The 19,123-nt window shown below is 50.7% G+C and carries 14 protein-coding genes; 9 read left to right on the top strand and 5 right to left on the bottom strand.

All coding sequences use genetic code 11. The annotated features are described in order from the left end of the window. Positions 1-121 precede the first annotated feature (121 nt). Positions 122-754: a nitroreductase family protein gene (locus tag ACXAGC_RS02125; protein WP_474842008.1), complete on the top strand. Its 633-nt coding sequence runs from the start codon at positions 122-124 to the stop codon at positions 752-754. 61 nt (positions 755-815) lie between these two features. Here the strand turns inward: ACXAGC_RS02125 and ACXAGC_RS02120 are convergent, their stop codons facing one another. The 3 genes from ACXAGC_RS02120 to glpK form a co-directional block, all read right to left on the bottom strand. Continuing rightward, complete coding sequence (locus ACXAGC_RS02120; RefSeq protein WP_474842006.1) at positions 816-3,215, bottom strand: TonB-dependent receptor domain-containing protein; 2,400 nt, start codon at positions 3,213-3,215, stop codon at positions 816-818. Positions 3,216-3,588: 373 nt separating this feature from the next. Continuing rightward, positions 3,589-5,187: a M28 family metallopeptidase gene (locus tag ACXAGC_RS02115; RefSeq protein ID WP_474842004.1), complete on the bottom strand. Its 1,599-nt coding sequence runs from the start codon at positions 5,185-5,187 to the stop codon at positions 3,589-3,591. A gap of 108 nt (positions 5,188-5,295) precedes the next feature. Next, entirely contained in the window at positions 5,296-6,822 is a 1,527-nt protein-coding gene (gene glpK, locus ACXAGC_RS02110; RefSeq protein ID WP_474842002.1) for a glycerol kinase GlpK, read from the bottom strand. A gap of 342 nt (positions 6,823-7,164) precedes the next feature. On the opposite strand from glpK, the gene speA reads away from it, so the two are divergent. Continuing rightward, positions 7,165-9,081: a biosynthetic arginine decarboxylase gene (gene speA, locus ACXAGC_RS02105; RefSeq protein ID WP_474842000.1), complete on the top strand. Its 1,917-nt coding sequence runs from the start codon at positions 7,165-7,167 to the stop codon at positions 9,079-9,081. An 83-nt stretch (positions 9,082-9,164) separates the two neighbouring features. On the opposite strand, the gene ACXAGC_RS02100 is transcribed toward speA, so the two are convergent. Beyond that, positions 9,165-10,313: a serine hydrolase domain-containing protein gene (locus tag ACXAGC_RS02100; protein ID WP_474842389.1), complete on the bottom strand. Its 1,149-nt coding sequence runs from the start codon at positions 10,311-10,313 to the stop codon at positions 9,165-9,167. Between the two features lie 224 nt (positions 10,314-10,537). On the opposite strand from ACXAGC_RS02100, the gene ACXAGC_RS02095 reads away from it, so the two are divergent. The 7 genes from ACXAGC_RS02095 to ACXAGC_RS02065 all read left to right on the top strand — a co-directional run bounded on the left by ACXAGC_RS02095 (position 10,538) and on the right by ACXAGC_RS02065 (position 17,661). Next, entirely contained in the window at positions 10,538-11,176 is a 639-nt protein-coding gene (locus tag ACXAGC_RS02095; RefSeq protein ID WP_474841998.1) for a methylamine utilization protein, read from the top strand. Next, positions 11,176-13,509, top strand: coding sequence for a putative bifunctional diguanylate cyclase/phosphodiesterase (locus ACXAGC_RS02090; RefSeq protein WP_474841996.1), 2,334 nt, complete (start codon positions 11,176-11,178; stop codon positions 13,507-13,509). Before ACXAGC_RS02095 ends, ACXAGC_RS02090 begins: the two co-directional genes overlap by 1 nt. Next, positions 13,506-14,342, top strand: a complete 837-nt coding sequence (locus ACXAGC_RS02085) for a DUF3034 family protein (protein ID WP_474841994.1) — start codon at positions 13,506-13,508, stop codon at positions 14,340-14,342. The genes ACXAGC_RS02090 and ACXAGC_RS02085 overlap by 4 nt, the downstream gene beginning before the upstream one ends. Further along, a complete protein-coding gene (locus ACXAGC_RS02080; protein ID WP_474841992.1) occupies positions 14,336-14,752 on the top strand; it encodes a group I truncated hemoglobin in 417 nt (138 codons plus the stop codon). Before ACXAGC_RS02085 ends, ACXAGC_RS02080 begins: the two co-directional genes overlap by 7 nt. A 112-nt stretch (positions 14,753-14,864) precedes the next feature. Beyond that, a complete protein-coding gene (locus tag ACXAGC_RS02075; RefSeq protein WP_474841990.1) occupies positions 14,865-16,292 on the top strand; it encodes an Ada metal-binding domain-containing protein in 1,428 nt (475 codons plus the stop codon). Next, positions 16,285-16,755 carry a methylated-DNA--[protein]-cysteine S-methyltransferase gene (locus tag ACXAGC_RS02070; protein ID WP_474841988.1) on the top strand — a complete coding sequence of 157 codons (471 nt, stop codon included), beginning with the start codon at positions 16,285-16,287 and terminating at the stop codon, positions 16,753-16,755. The genes ACXAGC_RS02075 and ACXAGC_RS02070 overlap by 8 nt, the downstream gene beginning before the upstream one ends. Positions 16,756-16,758: 3 nt before the next feature. Next, on the top strand, positions 16,759-17,661 hold the full coding sequence (locus ACXAGC_RS02065) for a DMT family transporter (protein WP_474841986.1): 903 nt from the start codon (positions 16,759-16,761) through the stop codon (positions 17,659-17,661). Between the two features lie 16 nt (positions 17,662-17,677). On the opposite strand, the gene ACXAGC_RS02060 is transcribed toward ACXAGC_RS02065, so the two are convergent. Beyond that, complete coding sequence (locus ACXAGC_RS02060; protein WP_474841984.1) at positions 17,678-19,099, bottom strand: sensor domain-containing diguanylate cyclase; 1,422 nt, start codon at positions 19,097-19,099, stop codon at positions 17,678-17,680. Positions 19,100-19,123 lie beyond the last annotated feature (24 nt).

Genomic DNA, 19,123 nt, shown 5'->3' with positions numbered 1-19,123 from the left:
TGTAACGAAATAAACATGGCTGCCATTCAAAACAAATTTCTGTGTTTTTAACTAATGTTAATTTCATCTTGTCGCTAACCGGTTAAAGTAGCCCCATCATCTACTTTACGGAGACATATCTGTGAGCTTAATTCCTGCACTTTCCCAACGCTTTTCGTTAAAACAATTTTCGTCACAAAAAGTCAGTGATGAGGACATCAACGGTATGACTGAAGCGGCCCGTCTGTCGGTGTCTGCTTTTGGCCTGCAACCTTACCGTCTTATCGTGATTGACGACAGAGACACGCTGAATGCACTGGCGGCGCACACCTTTGGTCAGACACAGCTGCCAAGCTGTTCTCATTTGTTTATTTTTGCCAATGAAACTGAGATTACAGACAGAACGGTGGATGCATACTTTGACCGCATCTATTCTCAGACCAGCGCGGAAGCAGGTAGTCAGGCAGGCTATGCCGATTACATTAAGTCTTATTATGCGGGTCAGACACCTGAGCAAAAGGTGCAGGTAGCGCAGCAGCAAGCTTTCATCGCACTGGGTTCGCTGATTGCTGAAGGAGCGCTTCGTGGAGTGGACACCTGCCCGATGACAGGATTTAGTCCTGCCGGAATTAACAAGGCACTGGGGCTCACTGAGCGCGGACTGAATGCCTGTGTCATATGCGCGGCCGGTTACCGCCTTGAAGATGCTGTGGTGCCTGAGAAGGTCCGGGTGCCGGCAGATGAATTTACGCTGCGCGGTTTAGAAGCCGTTTAAAAAAGAATAGCCGGTATCGAAGGATACCGGCTATGTTGTTTTACGTTAGTGATGTTTTACATCAGAACTTCACGTTAACGCCTACCCACAGGTTACGGGCGCGGTCTTTGATGTTGTAGTCGTCGAGGAATACGACTTCACTTACCACACCACGACCGGTGAGATACTCGTAACTGCCGTCACCATTCAAATCGTTGTATTCAGTGGTGTAAGACGTGAAATCTTCGTCCAGCAGGTTGTTGATACGGGCATTAACCGACACGTATTCAGTAATACGGTAACGGGCACCCAGCGTCATCAGCTGATAGTTTTTGTAGTACAGCGGCTTATCCAGTGTGCTGTCCCAGCCACGGTAGCGGTCTGAACGGATTTGCGACTGCAGATAAACACTGAAGTCTTCGGTCATATCCCAGTTTACGGTAATGTTAGCCATGTGCTCTGCAGTGTTGGTCAGTGGCTGACCGGCTTCAGGACCACTTTTCTGTTCGCTGTCAGTCCAGGTGTAGTTAGCGGTAACGAACCACTCCGGGCTGATCTGTACGCGGCCGGCCATTTCAATACCTTGCAAATCAACTTTATCAATGTTGATTTTCTGGCTGTAAGTCTGATAACCCAGCTGGTCGTAATCACCTAAGTTAACACAAGGGCGCACGCCGCCGGTGACTTCACAGCTGTAAACCGTATCACCGCTGGCAATTTTGTCTTCAAACTGTGTATTGAAGTAAGTCAGGTTGAAGTTATGGTCTGCATCGCTGTTCCAGTAAACAGCAATTTCACTGTTTACACTGGTTTCAGGTTGTAAGTCAGGGTTACCTGCGAACGGCGAGGTACCCTGGCCACCGAAACCGGTGATACCGTCGTAAAGATCTGTGGTGTTCGGCGTTTTATAACCGGTGCTCACACCACCTTTAACGGTCCAGTTATCATTGAAGGTGTAAACCGCATAAATACGCGGAGAAACCTGACTGCCAAAGACGTCATGCTCGTCATAACGGGCACCGGCCGTCAGTGTCAGATAGTCATTCGGGCTCCAGTTGTCTTCTGCAAACAACGACCACATTTTTTGTTCCTGAACACCACCTGCATTGCTGTCTTCCAGGCCGAATACGCCGTCCAGCAGTTCCCCGTCGATTACCTGACCGCCAAGCACGATATTGTGGTCGCCCATAACATCTGTTACAGGAATATCGACGCGCACATCAAGCGTATACTGGCTGCTTTCCAGCGGACGCTCCGGACGCGGCAGGAAAGTATCTTCTGCCAGTGCTTTACGTTCTTCTTCTGTCATGCCTTCGTAAGCACCTGTACCGTCATACATTTCCTGCAGTAATAAACGTTCTGCTACGCTCAACGGTAACGTACGGCCATCGTTTGTCGTGTCTACGTGAGACAAGGCTACCATTGATGAGAAGCCGTCAAACTGGCCCTGGTGAGTCACCGACCACCACTCACGGTTGAACTCCTGATCCGCAGCGTAACCGGCGCGGGGATTAACCACACCACGGCGGTCTGCCCAGATAGACTCGATGTTATCTTTGGTACCCAGAGGATAAGAAATTTCACCGGTATCGATGTTGTAAGTCGGGGTGTTGTCGTAGGTTTGATTCGAGTTGTCGTAATCAAGCTTGAAGCTCTGGTTTTCAAACGGTGTGAAGAAAAGTGTAAAACCAAACTGTTTGCTGTCGCTGTCTACGGTTTTACCGCCGCTGCCGAAGCCCAGTTCACGGATATGGATATCGCCGTTAGGGTCCACATCAGGTGTAAATTCAGGGTTGGATGCCTGACGCTCGTACATGCTGCCCCGTACACCCAGTGTCAGCAAATCTTTGATCAGCGGGCCTTGTGCAAAAAAGTCAGTGGTGATGTCGTCACCGAACTGGTCGTCAGTCTGAATGCTGCGGCCAAAGTTGATAGAGCCGGTCCAGTCTTCAGAGCGCTTTTTAGTGATGACGTTGATAACGCCGCCCAGTGCATCGGCACCGTAAAGAGTAGAAGCCGGACCACGGATCACTTCGATCCTCTCAATTGCTTCCATTGGTGGTACGTGACCGAACGCGTTACCGCCAAAGTTATTCGGGTAGATGTCACCGTGGTTGTTCATACGAACGCCGTCAATAAGCAGCAGCGTATATTCGCCGGTAAGACCACGCATACTGACTGTGCCCTGGCCAGTTTTGTCGCGGGTAGTACCAATGTCGATACCTTCCTGAAATTGCACGGCATCCAGCAGCGTAATGAACTGGCGTGACTGTAAGTCTTCCTGAGAAATAACGGAAATACTGGCTGGTGCTTCTGTTAGTTTTTGTTCGAAGCCGGTCGCTGAAATAACAATATGTTCGATATCGCTGCCGTCCGGTGTAGCCGGCGCTTCATCTTGTGCAAAAGAAGCGGTATGAAAAAAAGAGGCAATGATGGCAGAGGCGAGCATGGTGTAACGTGTTTTTACAGTTCCAGGTTTCATTGAGTCATATCCCGATTGGCGGTAAATAATCCGTAATATAAAAATCGGGACGGAGTCTACCAAAGTGATTATCTAAATGCGAAACATTATTATTCGCCTTTAGTCTAGTGCTTTTACGTATCTTTGCGTTTCTTTGCACTAAGGCCAGCTTTTTCGTACAAAACGTACCAGATAAAAGCTTGCTGATACGATCAAAAATATATGTAAATCAAACGGCTAATGTGAAGTGTGGAGAGTGCGAAATTTTGGCGGCGAAAGATCTTTAGTGAAGGCATTATCCGGCAAAGATTACCGGCAGGAGGTAGTTAAGCGTGGATTAGGGAAGATAGCCAGGCGCTCAGGTATCACCGTAAGCGCCTGTGATAAGGCCGGGTTATTGTTTAGACGCTTCCCGTGCTGCTTTAAAGTCGGACTCACCGGTCCATTCCGGCCAGTCGCCGTTATTCGCCAGTTGCGCCATGATTTGACCAATCAAATCCAAATCCTGCTCTACGCCACCTAAATCCCATTCCGGCAGGTAATCGTCGGCTGCTTTGTGATAGCGCTGTGCAATAAACGACGGGTCAGTGTCTCCCAGGCTCATGAACAGGTAAGACGGAATACCCTGTTTTGCCGCAGCAAAGTGATCTGAACGGAAGAACAAACCATTTTGCGGACGGGGATCCGGTTTCACGAAACGGCCCTGTGATTTGGCTACTTTCGCCACATAATCTTCCAGTTCCGACAACCCTTCGCCGTACTGAAGAATATAGTCGGTGGCTTTATTCACGTTCATGCCGTCAATGTTCAGAAAGGCCACAATATTTTCAGCCGGCACCGGCGGGTTCAGTGAAAAGTGCTCAGCCCCAATCAGGCCGGTTTCTTCGGCAGTAAACGCGCCGAACATCATGGTTCTGGCATTGGGGCGTTTCTCGCTCATTCCTTTCATTACGCGGGCCAGACTTAGTACACCGGCAACACCTGAAGCATTGTCTACGGCACCGTTTAAGATCACTTCCTTGCCATTTTCAGTGCCTTTTCCTAAACCATCCCAGTGTGCGTGCAGGGCAACCCACTCATCCGGTGTAGTGTGTCCGGGCAGGATACCGGCAACATTCTGCGACTCCGCCATTTCGAATGTGCTGTGCAGTTTAAGCGTGGCTTTAGCGTTTAAATCAACGGCTTTGAAACCCGGTGTTGAGGCTTTTGCTTTCATTTCCCGGTAGTTAAGTCCCGCTGCTTCAAATACTTTTTGTGCAGCGCGCAGATGCATCCAGCCCATCACACCGACTTTTGACTGGTTATCGTTGTCATCAATTAACGAGTATTTGGTGGTGGTGCCGCCAGCCTGTACTACTCCCCAGCCATAACCCGCCGGCATGGTTTCATGCACAATAAATACGGCTTCAGCACCCTGACGGGCTGCCTCTTCGTACTTGTATGTCCAGCGGCCATAGTAGGTCATGGCATTACCGTTAAAGAAGTCTTTGCGTTGTGAGGCGAAACCGGGGTCATTAACCAGCACGATAACGGTTTTGCCTTTTACATCAACGTCCGCGTAGTCGTTCCAGTGGTATTCTGGCGCGTTAATACCGTATCCCACAAACACAACGTCGTCATTCAGCGTGATATCAGCAGATATGCGCTCGGTACGGGCCACGAACTCAGCCCCGTTTTCGAAAGACTGATCGCCGATGGTCAGTGTCATATCCTGGTCAGCACTGATTTTCGCCAGCGGAACCTTCTGAATGTAACTGTCGCCGAATGCCGGAGCCAGCCCGATATTCTTAAACTGTGTGACCAGATAGTCGATGGTTTTCTGCTCACCGGCAGAAAGCGGTGCGCGGCCTTCAAAGGCATCACTGGCCAGAATTTTTACATCTTCACGATATTTATTCAGATTCACCGCTTCACCCACAGGTGAAACCTGTGTGGCGGCAAAAGCGCCGGTGGCAGTGAGAAGTGCACTGCCGAAAAAGAGCTGTTTTAACATGATTCCCGGAAATATTGTCTTTATAAGAGGAGACCAACACTACGCAAATCCCCTGTTTTGTACAAGCCGGAACAGGCTAACGGAGCAATGGTATAGACAAATGTTTATTTATTCCGATAGCACACTCTCTGCTTCTGCCATCATCAGCGTGGCTTTCACCGCTGCCTGCCAGCGGGCTTTACGTTTTACTCTTAAGGCATTGTTTGCCGCAGGCGTAAATGCAGAATCGCAGGGGTTCATACCTGCAAATGCATGTAAATCTGATTGCCATCCGGCTTGCAGGGCGGCCAGAAATGCAGCACCCAGCGCAGTGGTCTCCATGATTTCGGGCCGGTTCACCGGAATGTCCAGCGTGTCGGCAAGAAACTGACAGAACCAGCTGTTTTGTACCATGCCACCATCCACGTTTATTGCCGTCGTGCATATGCCGTCACTGTGTATCGCGTCAACCAGATCCTGTGTCTGGTAAGCCACGGATTCCAGCGTAGCGCGAACAATATGAGCATCGGTGGAACCACGGGTTAAACCGTAAATCGCGCCCCGCGCCATCGGCTCCCAGTAAGGTGCGCCCAGGCCGGTAAACGCCGGTACCACCACAACCTGATGGTCATCTTCTACCTGACTGGCCAGTGCTTCTGAGTCTGCCGCATGCTTAAGAATACAGAGACTGTCCCGAAGCCATTGTACCGCCGCGCCAGCCACAAAGATTGACCCTTCCATGGCATAACAGGCTTTACCGTTAATGGTATAAGCCACGGTAGTCAGTAAATTCTGGCCGGAAAATACCGGTGAGTCGCCGGAATTCACCAGCGCGAAACATCCGGTGCCGAAGGTTGTTTTTGCTTCTCCGGCCTGAAAACACCCCTGACCAATCAGCGCAGCCTGCTGATCGCCTGCCACGCCGTAAGCCGGCACTGCACAGCCGAACTCGCTTTCATCAAGACAGCCAAAATCACCGGCGCAATCTTTTACTTCGGGAAGCATAGAAGCGGGCACACCGAATAAATCCAGTAATTCGTCATCCCAGGCCAGAGTATTGATATTAAAAAGGTTTGTGCGACTGGCGTTGGTAGTATCGGTAAGGTGGTGTTTTCCGCCGGTTAAACGCCAGATAAGGAAGCTGTCTATGGTGCCAAAAGCCAGTTCGCCCTTATCTGCTTTTTGCTGTGCACCCTCCACGTTATCCAGAATCCAGCGGATTTTGGTGGCAGAAAAATAAGGGTCACAGCGAAGGCCCGTGCGCTGATGCAGCCATTCTTCTTTATCTTTCATTTTATTACATTGGGATGCTGTACGCCGGTCCTGCCATACAATGGCCGGATATATCGCTTCTCCGGTCTGTCTGTCCCAAACCACGGTGGTTTCCCGCTGATTCACCAGGCCAATACCGGCAACATGATAGCCTTCCTTGTCACTGAACGTCAGTGCTTCTTTCACAGTACTCAGCGTGGTTTGCCAGATATCTTCCGGATTGTGCTCGACCCAGCCCGGTTTCGGATAATGCTGGGGGTATTCTTCCTGCGCCGTGAAGACCGGTGAAAATTGCCCGTCAAACACGATTGTGCGGGTGGATGTGGTGCCCTGATCAATGGTTAAAATGGCGGGGCGTCGCGGATTATCTGCAGGGGCACTCATGCTACTTTCCTCGTGTTATCTCTGGCAGGCTTACGCTGAGCCTTTTCTATAACAATAGCTTACGGATGAGAACGGGAAAGCGATTTTTCTTAACATTTGCGCTTCAGAGAAATGTCGGTATGGTGAGAGACTGGCAGTTTGTTTTTTGGTCTGCAGCCAGCGTGCGTTGCATCATAATGCCAGTGAATAGATATTCGTTTTTTGTGACATAAAATTATGACGATTTTCATAGCACTGACTTACAAGACGATTATAATGGCGCTCCAAAATATGACGAATAATCCACAACTCGCCTTGTCCAGTATCTGAGACAGGGCGTTTGATTTTTTAAGGTGAAAACAATTGGCTGAGTGGAGCATCGAAGAAGCGGAAAAATTGTACGGCGTCTCACGTTGGGGCGGCGGTTACTTTACCATTGGTGACAACGGTAACGTGCATGTTACTCCTGTCCCCTCTGATCCCAGCATTCGAATTGATTTTAAAGCGGTAATTGACGAAATCCGCGAAGAAGGCGTGCAGTTTCCTGTGGTTGTACGATTCCACGATGTGCTGCGTTCGCAGGTTGCGAATTTAAACACTATCTTCCGCAATACCATTGCTGAGGCGGAATATAACGGTGAATACCAGGGCGTTTATCCGGTAAAAGTAAACCAGATGCGCGAAGTGGTAGAGGAAATCGTTGATGCCGGCGAACCTTTTAATTATGGCCTGGAAGCCGGCTCAAAAGCTGAGTTGATCACCGTACTGGCACTGAATACTAACGAAGATTCACTGACCGTACTGAACGGCTATAAAGACGAAGAGTTCATGAAGCTTGCACTGCTTGGCCGCAAGCTGGGTCGCCGCGTTGTTGTGGTGATTGAGAAGTATTCAGAACTCACTTTGCTGGTTAAAACGGCCAAAGAGCTGAATATCGACCCGATAATCGGTATGCGCTCAAAAATGACCGTCAAAGGCCGGGGCAAGTGGGAAAGCTCCGGTGGTGAAAGAGCCAAATTCGGCCTGACCATCGCTGAAATCTTAAAAGCAGCCCGTTTCCTGCGGGATGAAGGTATGGAGCATTGCTTCAAGCTGCTGCATTTCCATATCGGCAGCCAGTTAACAGACATCCGCTCTGTAAAAGAAGCTATGACCGAAGGCGCACGTATTTACGCTGAGCTGCACAAGTTAGGATTCCCGCTGGATTATGTTGATGTGGGTGGTGGCTTAGGTATCGACTACGACGGCAGTGCCTCGACCAATGAATCATCCCGTAACTACAACATGCAGGAATATGTTTCTGATGTTGTATACGGCATGAAAGAAGTGTGCGACCTGGAAGGCGTGCCGCATCCGAACCTGGTAAGCGAAAGTGGCCGGGCGATTACTGCGCACCACAGCTGCGTAATTACTGAAATCGTGGGTGAAATCCGTTCAGATATGGCAGAAGTGGATGTGACTCCGGTAGAAGGTGAACATGTATTTGTCAGCAATATCCGTGAGCTGTCAGAAACCTTCGATGAACAAAAGAATATGCAGGAAGTGTTTAACGATGCTTCCCAGTGGAAAGAGCAGGCAATGGATGCGTTTAAACTGCGCGTACTGACTCTGGATGAACTGGGTAAAATCGAAACCCTGTACTGGCGCATCATGACGCGCCTGAAGGCTCACTATTCCACAGCGGAGTATGTGCCGGAAGAAATTCAGGGTCTGGATTACAGCTTGTCTTCCCAGTATCTGGCTAACTTCTCGGTATTCCAGTCAGCAGCGGATACGTGGGCTATCGACCAGTTGTTGCCTGTCGTGCCGGTAACGCGCATGGACGAGAAGCCGGAGGTTAACTGTTCGCTGGTGGATATTACCTGTGACAGTGACGGTAAGATTGACCAGTTCACGGCAGGTCGTGAAATCACTGATATTCTGCCTATGCACAAGCTGAAGAAAGACGAGCCTTATTACGTTGGTCTGTTCTTGACCGGAGCGTACCAGGACGTAATGGGTGACATGCACAATCTGTTCGGTCGTCTGAACGAAGTGCACATCTTCAGCTACGACGATGATCCACAAGACTTCTACATCGAGGAAGTGGTGAAAGGATCGTCGGTGCAGGATGTACTGGAAATCATGCAGTACAACCCCCGCGCTATGGCGTCTGATGTGAAGCGTATGATTGACCGTCAGATTTCAAGCGGCAACTTAAACCCCCGTGAAGCGGTGAAATGGACTGACTTCTACGAAAATTGTTTAAGTGGTTATACTTATATGAAAACCCGCTCGTAAACAGCGCGGCATTTTAAGTAGATAAAGAAAAGGCAATGTTCCGGTGAACATTGCCTTTTTTGTGAGTGTTGTTTTTTCGCGGCTTACTGGCCGGCTGCCGGCCTGTTTTCTTCTGTCTGTGCGAGCGCTCTCTTCTCATCAGCCTGCTCAAAGTACCGGTCCCAGAACTCCGCTGTGGTGGAGTTAATCATGTTGGATTCGGCGTTCATCAGCATTACATAGCCGGCTTTGTATTCCGGTGAGAACGCCACATCAGCGCGGTAACCTTTTACCCAGCCACTGTGATAATTCAGGCGTTTGCCGTCAAAGTCGTAAATTCGCCAGCCTTTTCCATACCACGCGCTGTTAAGATGCTCCCGCCAGCCGCGACGGTAAACTTCGCGGGTGGTTTTCACCACCGGCGTGGTTATTTCTTCAATCAGCTCCGGCGGAACAACAGTGGGGAATTCCCCCAGCATAGCCTGCAGATAGATGGTCATGTCTTTAATGCTGGCGTTAACACCTGCTGCCGGTGCGAACCGGTAGTAATTGCTCTCAACCATGCCTTCACGCCACTTATCGCGTGCAATGGCAATGTGCGGTCTGGCCCAGCTTTCTGATGCCATGAGTGCAGCTTTGCCGGCACTGGCCGTTTTCATTCCAAGGGGAATAAACACCTGTTCATCCAACTGGCGGTGATAAGACGTATTTTGCATACCGAGATAATAGGCAATCGCTCCGAACATGGCGTTCTGGTAGGTATAACAGGCACCCGGAGCACACAACGGGTCGAGAATGGCGAGCTGTTGCAGTACCCGCTCCAGTGAGTAGTCGGCTTCTATTAAATTATCATAGGCGTTGGGCATAAAGCCGCTGGACTGACTGACAATGTGCTGCAGTTGCAGCGTATCCATGCCCTGACCGGTGAACGGAATATCCGGTACCAGTTCGCTCACCGGCATGTCCCAGCGCATTTTCCCCTGCTGTACCAGCTTTGCAGTGAGCAGGGCGGTAAAAGATTTCGATACAGATGCGAGCCGGAACACCGTATCGCCGTCAATCATCTCACCGTTTTTCTTTGTGCGGCCGAACACGTATACCTTGGGTGTTTCTCCTTGCTGATAATACACAAAGGCATAGCCCGGCACGTTGTATTTAATGGCTTCCCGTTTCACATAGCGGGCGTAGTCGTCCAGCCAGGCTTCATTTGCAGCCACGGCGACAACACATGAGCACGCCAGCATCAATGCCATGCATGCGCGGATAACCAATTTTGACAGGCCTGTAGACAAGTAAAACTCCGTCGTTTTATATGACAATTTCGTTCCGTGAAACTGCGCTATTATTTGCGCTGTATTATGCGTACGGGCAAAGATTTTATCAACTTTGACAAAATACCCTGCCACAGTTTGCGCGCTTTGACCCCATGGATTATGTTTAAAAGATAACCCATGCCCTGATGCCCGGTGCCGTGTTTATGCAGTTTAAAACCTTCGCGCTTACCTTAGCCGCTTATCTGCTGTTGATTACTAGCGGCGTGCAGGCGAAAAACCTGACCATCGTCGACCCGGCTGGCAAGCCGGTGGTCAATGCCGTGGTCAGTGTGACTTCTGACAGCACTCCTGCAGCAGGCACAGCGGTCATGGATCAGGTCGACAAACAGTTCGTGCCTCACGTGCTGGCCGTACCTGCCGGTACGTCTGTTACGTTTCCAAACAGCGACAATATCCGCCACCATGTATACAGCTTTTCACAGGCGAAACCTTTCGAAATTAAGCTGTATAGCGGGTTGTCAGCGGATCCTGTGGAATTTGATAAACCCGGTATCGTCGCGCTGGGATGCAATATTCATGACCAGATGATTGGGTACGTCTATGTTTATGAAAATGCCCGGGTATTTATCACTGGAAACGATGGCAGTGTTGTGATCCCCGACGGCGTTCAGTCCGTCACGTTATGGCACCCGGAACTGGATATTGTGCAAAGCCGGCAGGAAACAGTCAGTCTGGATGAGTCTGCCGGAAGTGAAAGCATTACCCTGACACTTAAAGCTGCCATTCCGGCTGAGCCTGTGAAAAAGTCACGCACTTTCGGTAGTAAGAAGTTCGGAAACTGATGATGAGATCGTTGTCTCTGCGGCACAGCCTGTTTCGCATTCTGCTTGGCAGCACCGTGCTGACCGCAGGGTTAATTCTGCTATCCGTCTGGAATGCCACTGACGACCTGGTTCAGCAGAATCTGGAAAAAGAACTCGCCATCGACACTAACATTTTGCAGCACATTGTTGAGGAACGCACCAAAGCCCTTTACGCATCAACCAAAGCGTTATCCACGGCCTATGAATTCAGAGCCGCATTTGCCAGTTACGATCCGCCCACCATCAACAGTGCCCTGCAGACTATGGATGCCAGACAGGACTTTGATTTTCTGGTGATGCTGAATCTTCAGGATGAAACGATTACTTCCTTTCCGGACGATATTCTGGTGTCAGCTGACCGCTCCTTTGGCGAACGCTACCGCAATATAGACCCTAGTGAAATAACCCGTGATTATGTGTTTATGAATGACACCTTGTACCACGCCGTGGTAGCGCCGGTGGCGGCACCGAGAGTTATCGGATATCTGGGGGCGGCGTTTGCACTGGACGACAACTTCCTCGCCCTGTTAAGCGAAGTGGTGCAGGCCGAAGTGATCATTACGTCCGATGACAACAGTGCCCGTGTGCTGAACAGCAGCCTTCCCCATGATTTTGCGGCAAGGCTTATTGTGCGCAGCGATCGGGAAATCAACTGGTTCCGGATCATGGCGCAGGATGAAAGCCTGTATGAAGTCAGAGAACTGGAATTGCCGGGAATTGACCATATCCCGGTCAAAATTCGTATCGCGCTGGATGTCAGTGAACAGTACCTGAGTGTGCTGGATCTGCAAACGGTGGTGATTGTGATTGCTCTGGGCATCATCGTGTTATCGCTGGCTATTTCGATGGTTTTAGCAAAGCGGGTCAGCACGCCGGTAAACCAGCTGGTGACTGCTGTTAATGAGATAGCAGAGGGCCATTATCAGGAGTCGGTCAAGTCGGACGACAGAGTGTCAGAAATCGGCGAACTGGCCCGTGCATTTAACACCATGCAAGCCCGTATCCGCTCACGGGAAGATCACATTCTGTTTCAGGCTCAGCACGACATGTTGTCCGGGCTCTATAACCGGCATTTTGTTGAAGAAAAGCTCAACCAGCGCCTGGATGCCGGCGAAACGCTGCAAATCCTTGGTATCAATATTATGGGGATCCGTACCATCAACGACTTGTATGGTTATACCACCGGAGACTTCTGCATAAAAACCATGGCGCAGAGAACCCTGTCATGGCCCGGCATGGCGGCCAGACTCGCCGGCGGTGATTTTCTGTTAGTCCCCGATGTGCCGCTGGATGAAACTGCTATCGATGCCTTTCGTCAGCAACTGGAAGCACCGGTGGAGTTCGACGGTCTGGTGATCCCCATGAAAGTCTTCTTTGCTCATTTATGTTGCCCGTCAGACGGAGATACCACCGAAGAGGTCTTCAGGAAAATTAATATCCTGTCGGATGAAAGCAAGCAACATGATCACTGGCTCATTGCATTCAAAGAAGAAATGCAAACCAAGTATCTGCGCCGGCTTACTATTATCACCGAACTGAAAAAAGTGCTTACCGGCGACCAGACAGAGCTGTCCATGGTTTATCAACCCAAAGTCCACTTACAAACTAACCGGGTGTGCAGCGTGGAAGCACTCATCCGCTGGAACAGTGCAAGTTTGGGATTTGTGCCACCGGATGAATTTATCGGCATTGCCGAACAGGCTGGTCTGATTGAGCAGGTGACCACCTGGGTACTGGACCGCACTTTAGACGACCTTGCGGGATTCCGGCAGCAGGGCTATGTTTTTTCTGTGGCGATTAATTTATCCACTCAGGATATTCAGCGCCCTGAGTTGATGCAGAGTCTGGCTGAAAAGATTGCCGCTAAAGGGCTTACTCCTTCTGATGTGGAACTGGAAATTACAGAAAGTGATTTAGTGGAAGATGCGGCGCTGGCAATCAGGAATCTGAATACACTTAAAGCCATGGGCTTTCATTTTGCTATTGATGATTTCGGCACGGGATATTCGTCACTGGCTTATTTAAAAACCTTACCGGTGCAGACCATCAAAATTGATAAGAGCTTCGTGCTCAAACTGGCCAGCGACGACAGCGATCAGCAAATTGTGCGTACCGTGCTGAATCTGGCAGCGGTTTTTCATCTTTGTGTGGTGGCAGAAGGGGTAGAGGATGAACGCTCATTGCAAATTTTAAAAGACGGTGGCTGTGACATTGCACAGGGCTACTTCATCAGCCGGCCACTGACTGTACCCGCTATGTACGAATGGCTGGGTTCCACGCACTACGGTATACAACGAACGGAGACAACATGACATTGCTGCAACGGGTTTGTGTTTTGTTATTGAGTGTGTCACTGCCGGCGCTGGCCGGTTCCGGCAAACTCACCGGTACTGCCGGTCTGAATCAGGTTGAGGGCAGCGGCGGAGGCGGTATTGTGCCCTGGGCCACCTTGTCCGGCTACGACACCGATAGCGAAGTGTCAGTCAATGCCTTTCTCACCCGCGTGAATCTGAACGATTACCGTTTGCAGGTTGCCGGCGCCAGTGTGTCACTGTATGACCGCGTTGAGTTATCTGTTGCCAGACAAACCTTCGACCTGACCACCATCGGCGGAGATATTTCGCAGAACATCTACGGCGCAAAAGTCAGGCTGTGGGGTGATGTGGTGTATTCTGATTTACCGCAAATCAGTGCCGGTGTTCAGTTCAAAGAATTGCAGGATGATGCTATTGCCTACGCCCTCGGCAGTGCTGACAACAGTGGTACTGACTTTTATGTGTCGGCAACTAAAGTGCACCTTGGCGCTGTGGCAGGTTATAACCTGGTGTGGAATCTCACCGCCAGAATGACAAATGCGAACCAGATGGGGTTGCTGGGCTTCGGTCACACCGCGGATGACGACTATGAAGTGATGATGGAAGGTTCGGTAGGGGTTCTGCTTAACCGCCATGTTGCTGTGGGGGCCGAATACCGGCAGAAGCCGGATAACCTGGGATTGGGAGAAGAAGACTGGTGGGACGTATTTGTTACCTATATTCCTTCTAAATCTTTCAATGTCACCCTGGCGTGGGCAGAACTTGGCAGTATCGCCGGTGCACCGGATCAGAATGGCATTTACTTATCTCTCGGAGGCCAGTTATGGTGAAGTTGCTAACCGGTATTTTTTTTCTGCTGCTTTTAAACGGATGCGCCAGTCACAATCAGACACTGTATTCAGAGCTTGGCGGGAGACAGAAAGTCGAGGAGATCGTAAATAACTTCGTGACTGAGATTGAGTATGACCCCGTTATTCTTCCTTATTTCGAAGGCAGTGATATAGACCGCTTCCGTGCCAAGCTGGAAGAGCAGATTTGTATGGTCAGCGGCGGTGGTTGCAGTTACACCGGTGACACCATGGAACAGGTTCATGCCGGTATGAACATTACCGAAACCCATTTCAATCACACCGTTGATTTGCTGATTAACGCTATGGACAAATCCGGCGTCCCTCACCCCCTGCAAAACCGTCTGCTGGCTGAACTGGCAAAGATGCGTGGTCAGATGCTGTACCGCTGAGTTGTAAACCCGGCGCCACACTGTTTATCAGTGAGTGCCGGTTTCGTCGCACCCGGATGATGAAAATACTATACACTGCCTGCTATTGAAGATAATGGCAGGAGCACCGGCTTTGACCGCCACACCGATACAACCCGAAGATACTGAACGTTTCCGTCAGGCCCGCCTGTCACGGGACAGCCGCTTTGACGGTCAGTTTTTCGTTGCGGTGAAATCCACCGGTATTTTCTGCCGTCCGGTATGTCCCGCGCGGCTGCCTAAAGAAGAAAATGTGGATTACTATTACCATGCCGCACAGGCAATGCACGCCGGATTCCGCCCCTGTTTACGTTGCCGCCCCGACAGTGCGCCGTTATCGGGTGCATGGAATGGTGTGAATACGACCGTAAAACGCGCAGAAACCCTGCTGAGTGCCATTCCCCCGCAACCGGTAACGACAATTGCTGAACGGCTGGGTATTTCAGAACGTTACCTGCGCAAACTCATCAGTTCACGGCTTGGCATGCCACCGGCACAGTGGCAGAAATATCAGCAACTACTGTTCGCTAAACGGCTGTTACAGCAGTCTGATATGTCTGTGGAGTCTGTTGCCGCTGCCGCCGGTTTTGGTTCTGCCAGACGCTTGCAGGCTGCTATGAAACAAACCTGGTCTATGTCACCCGGCCAGATACGGGGAAGCAAAGCGTCAGGCCGGGATGTCACACCGGTAATCAAGGTTATGTTGTATTATCGTCCGCCTTACAACTGGGAGCATGTTCAGCATTTTCTTTCCGGCCGAGCCATAGCCGGTACGGAATCGGTGACTGATAACACTTACCGGCGGGTATTCAGCGGCCCTGATGGTAAAGGAACCGTGGTGGCAGAGCATCAGCCGCAACGCTCTGCCTTTGCAGTTACGCTGGTCACTGATTTTCTGCAGGGAGCCAGAGCCGTTCTGGATAACCTCAGCCGTGTACTGGATTTACATGCCGATCCTCACCTGATTAATCAGACGCTGACAGCGGCCGGGATCCCGGCCGGCGACATTGTTCAGGGGTTACGGCTGCCCGGCGTGTGGAGTGAGTTCGAAGCCGGTTGCCGTGCAGTTCTGGGGCAGCAGGTATCAGTTAAAGCAGCAGTCAACAACGTGGCACTACTGGTGAACGAGCTTGGAGAGGCTGCCGGAGAAGGCAGAGCATTTCCTTTACCGCAAGCGGTAGCCGGTAGTGATCTTGCTTTTTTGCGGATGCCCGGTGCCCGAAAGCAGGCGCTGCGTAATCTGGCCGGCTTTTATGCTCAGGAGGACCGCTTAACCGGCGCTCAGGGTGATAAGGAAAGTACCTTACTGGCATTGAAAGGGATTGGTCCCTGGACCATTGACTATTTGATGATGCGGGGCGTAAGTGATCCCGACCGGTACCTGAGCGGTGATCTGATTGTCCGTAAGGTGGCAGACAAGCTCAATCCCGAACCGCAAAAAGCAGCGCCCTGGCGCAGTTACCTGACGTTACAACTTTGGCACATGGCCGATCAGCTAAAACAGGAAAAACCGGATGCATAATGAAACCCGCATGTATAACGAAACAACAAACAGCCCTTGCGGAGTGGTAGAGGTTACAGCCTGCGAAAAGGGGATAACCGCTATCCGCTTCACAGAGTCTGACGACATCGCAGAAACACCCTCTGCACTGACATCGCAGGCTTGTGCCCAGTTACAGGAATACTTTGCCGGTAAACGGACAACCTTTGATTTACCCTTGGCCGCAGCCGGTACCACCTTTCAGCAACAGGTCTGGCAGGCATTACTCAACATTCCCTATGGCAAAACCTGCAGCTACGGTGATATTGCCAGAGCAATCGGAAATCCCAAAGGTGTGAGAGCTGTGGGACTGGCCAATGGCAAAAACCCGCTGGCCATCGTTGTGCCCTGCCATCGTGTGATAGGTGCTAACGGTAAACTCACCGGCTATGCCGGCGGACTGAACAGAAAACGACAACTATTAGCTTTAGAAGGAGCGCTGTAACGCATGTCAGCCAGAGATACGTTCGCCCTGGTAATACTGGGGGCGATTTGGGGTGGTTCATTTATCTTTATGCGGGTGGCTGCACCTGAGTTTGGTGTATTTGCACTGGTGGAAGTCAGAACTGCAATGGCAACGCTGATCATGTTACCGTTCTTGCTGGCTGCAGGAGGATGGCGGGATATCCGGGCTCACGGCTGGAAAATTGCTTTTATCGGCTTAACCAATACGGCAATACCCTTCGTGCTGTTCAACTATAGCAGCCTGTATCTGGAAGCCGGAATCAATGCCATTTTGAATGCCACTGCGCCTATGTTCGGTGCTCTGGTGGCACTGCTGTGGCTGGGAGATAAATTGCGCCTGTCTTCTCTGGCCGGACTGCTCACCGGATTTATCGGCGTGGTGGTATTGAGCGCACATAAAACCGGTAGCGGTGACGTAAGTATTGTGCCAATTCTGGCCGCCTGTTCCGCTACTGCCTGCTATGGTGTGGCAGCCTGCGCCATGAAAAAATGGTTAAGCGGTGTGCGTCCCCTGGTCGTTGCCACCGGCAGTCAGATATGGGCATCCCTCTTCCTGCTTCCGTTTTCCCTGGCAACTCTGCCCGAAGCCATGCCATCTGCCATTGCATGGGTGAATGCGCTGGCGCTGGCAGCAGGTGGTACCGGCATCGCGTACCTGCTGTATTTCCATCTCATCGCCAGTGCCGGTCCGGCCAAAGCCATATCTGTCGGCTATCTGGTCCCCTTATTCGGCATCATCTGGGGAATATTATTCCTCAACGAAACCCTGTCCCTGCAAACGATGACAGGTGGTGTGCTTATACTATTCGGGGTTGCGTTGACTACCGGTGTGGCAGGACGGTTGGTCCGGAACGGGAAAAAGCAGACTGCGGCAGAACGCCCCTGAACGGGGCGTTTCTTATTTAACTGATTAACTGCTTACACACGCGGTTACTGCCGTCGCGCCGGGCCTGATACAAGGCATCTTCTGCGTTGGCTGTTAATTCGTTCAGCGGCTTACTGGATGCCGAGAAGGACACGCCAAATGAACCGGTCAGCTGGATTTGCGGTTGCATGTCGCTGGTGTCCATACTGGCAATGCCCGAACGTAAGGATTCAGCAATATCCATGGCTTCGTGGGGACCGGTTTCCGGTAGCAGTATAATAAACTCTTCGCTGCTCCAGCGGCCCAGAATATCTTTTGTGCGGATACTGGTCAGCAGATGGCCTGACACTTTGTCCAGCACCTCATCACCGGTATTGCGGCCGTAGGTATCGTTGATTGTCGGGAAGTTATCCACGCCCACTATAATGACACTGACAGATGAGTGATTGTCGAGGAGGGTACGGTACTCCGCCTCCATTTTCTGGCGATCCGGCAGGCGCTGGGTATTACGAATGACCATATCCGGCTGCATGTCTTTGCGGAAATAATACAGCAGGTGATAAATCATCAAAAACAGTGAGAACACCACAACCAGCAGGGTCACTACGCTGATGACAAATGCTTGTGAAATATCCGCCTGGCGTTTATTCAGCGGGCTCAGCAGGAACACGGTCCAGTTGAACTGGTTGAGTTTAACCTCTGCAATCAGATACTCCTGCTGATTGATTGTCACCAGCCGGTTATTCAATGCACGCTGATCTTTTACGTCAACAGGCAGACTGGCGTACCAGGTCAGTTCATTCAGGTTGGTAAAATCGGAATATTCAGCCATCAGGTTGGCATCTGACGACAACATAATATCGCCTTTTTCATCTACAAACAGAAAGTCGTAGCCATACTGCTGTTTGTAGGAATCGAAGATGCTGATAAAGCTTTTCAGGCTTTTCCCTACACCGAAGAAGCCGAGGAACTCTTTCCTCTCGTTGTAAATTTTAATATCGATATAAAAATGGGTGTCTTCCCACTTACCGATATCTGCCACACGGTCTTCCGGACGCTCTTTGTATTTGAAATACCAGCTTACTTCACCTTTCACCAGAGGAATGGTGGAGCCGTCAGAGTTGTACTGCATGCGGGCTTTTTCGCTGGCGATAAAGAAGTACAGGCCGAACTCTTCCTCCAGGCGGGAGAGCGCTGTGAAAATGTCTTCTTCGTTCACCTGATCTTTATCCATCAGTTCTACCAGTTCACGTGAATGGCCCAGAGCCTCAGACACATGAAGGGGTTTAAGTAACTGATTAACGATAAGAGAAATTGCGGGCGACAACGATTGCTGTTGCGCACGGCTTTGTTCCGCCACAATTTTATTTACACTGAAGTGAACGAGCGTCACGATGGCTATCACCACCACTGCAAATAACAGTAAAATACTGCGGTGAAGTGTCCTGAACGTTTTCACAGACTACCTGCTCTCCCTGGCCTG

This window comes from Alteromonas sp. AWJ4_197 (genome assembly GCF_056160285.1).
The sequence above is the reverse complement of the archived record's forward strand: the minus strand, read 5'-3'. Positions and strand labels throughout refer to the sequence as shown.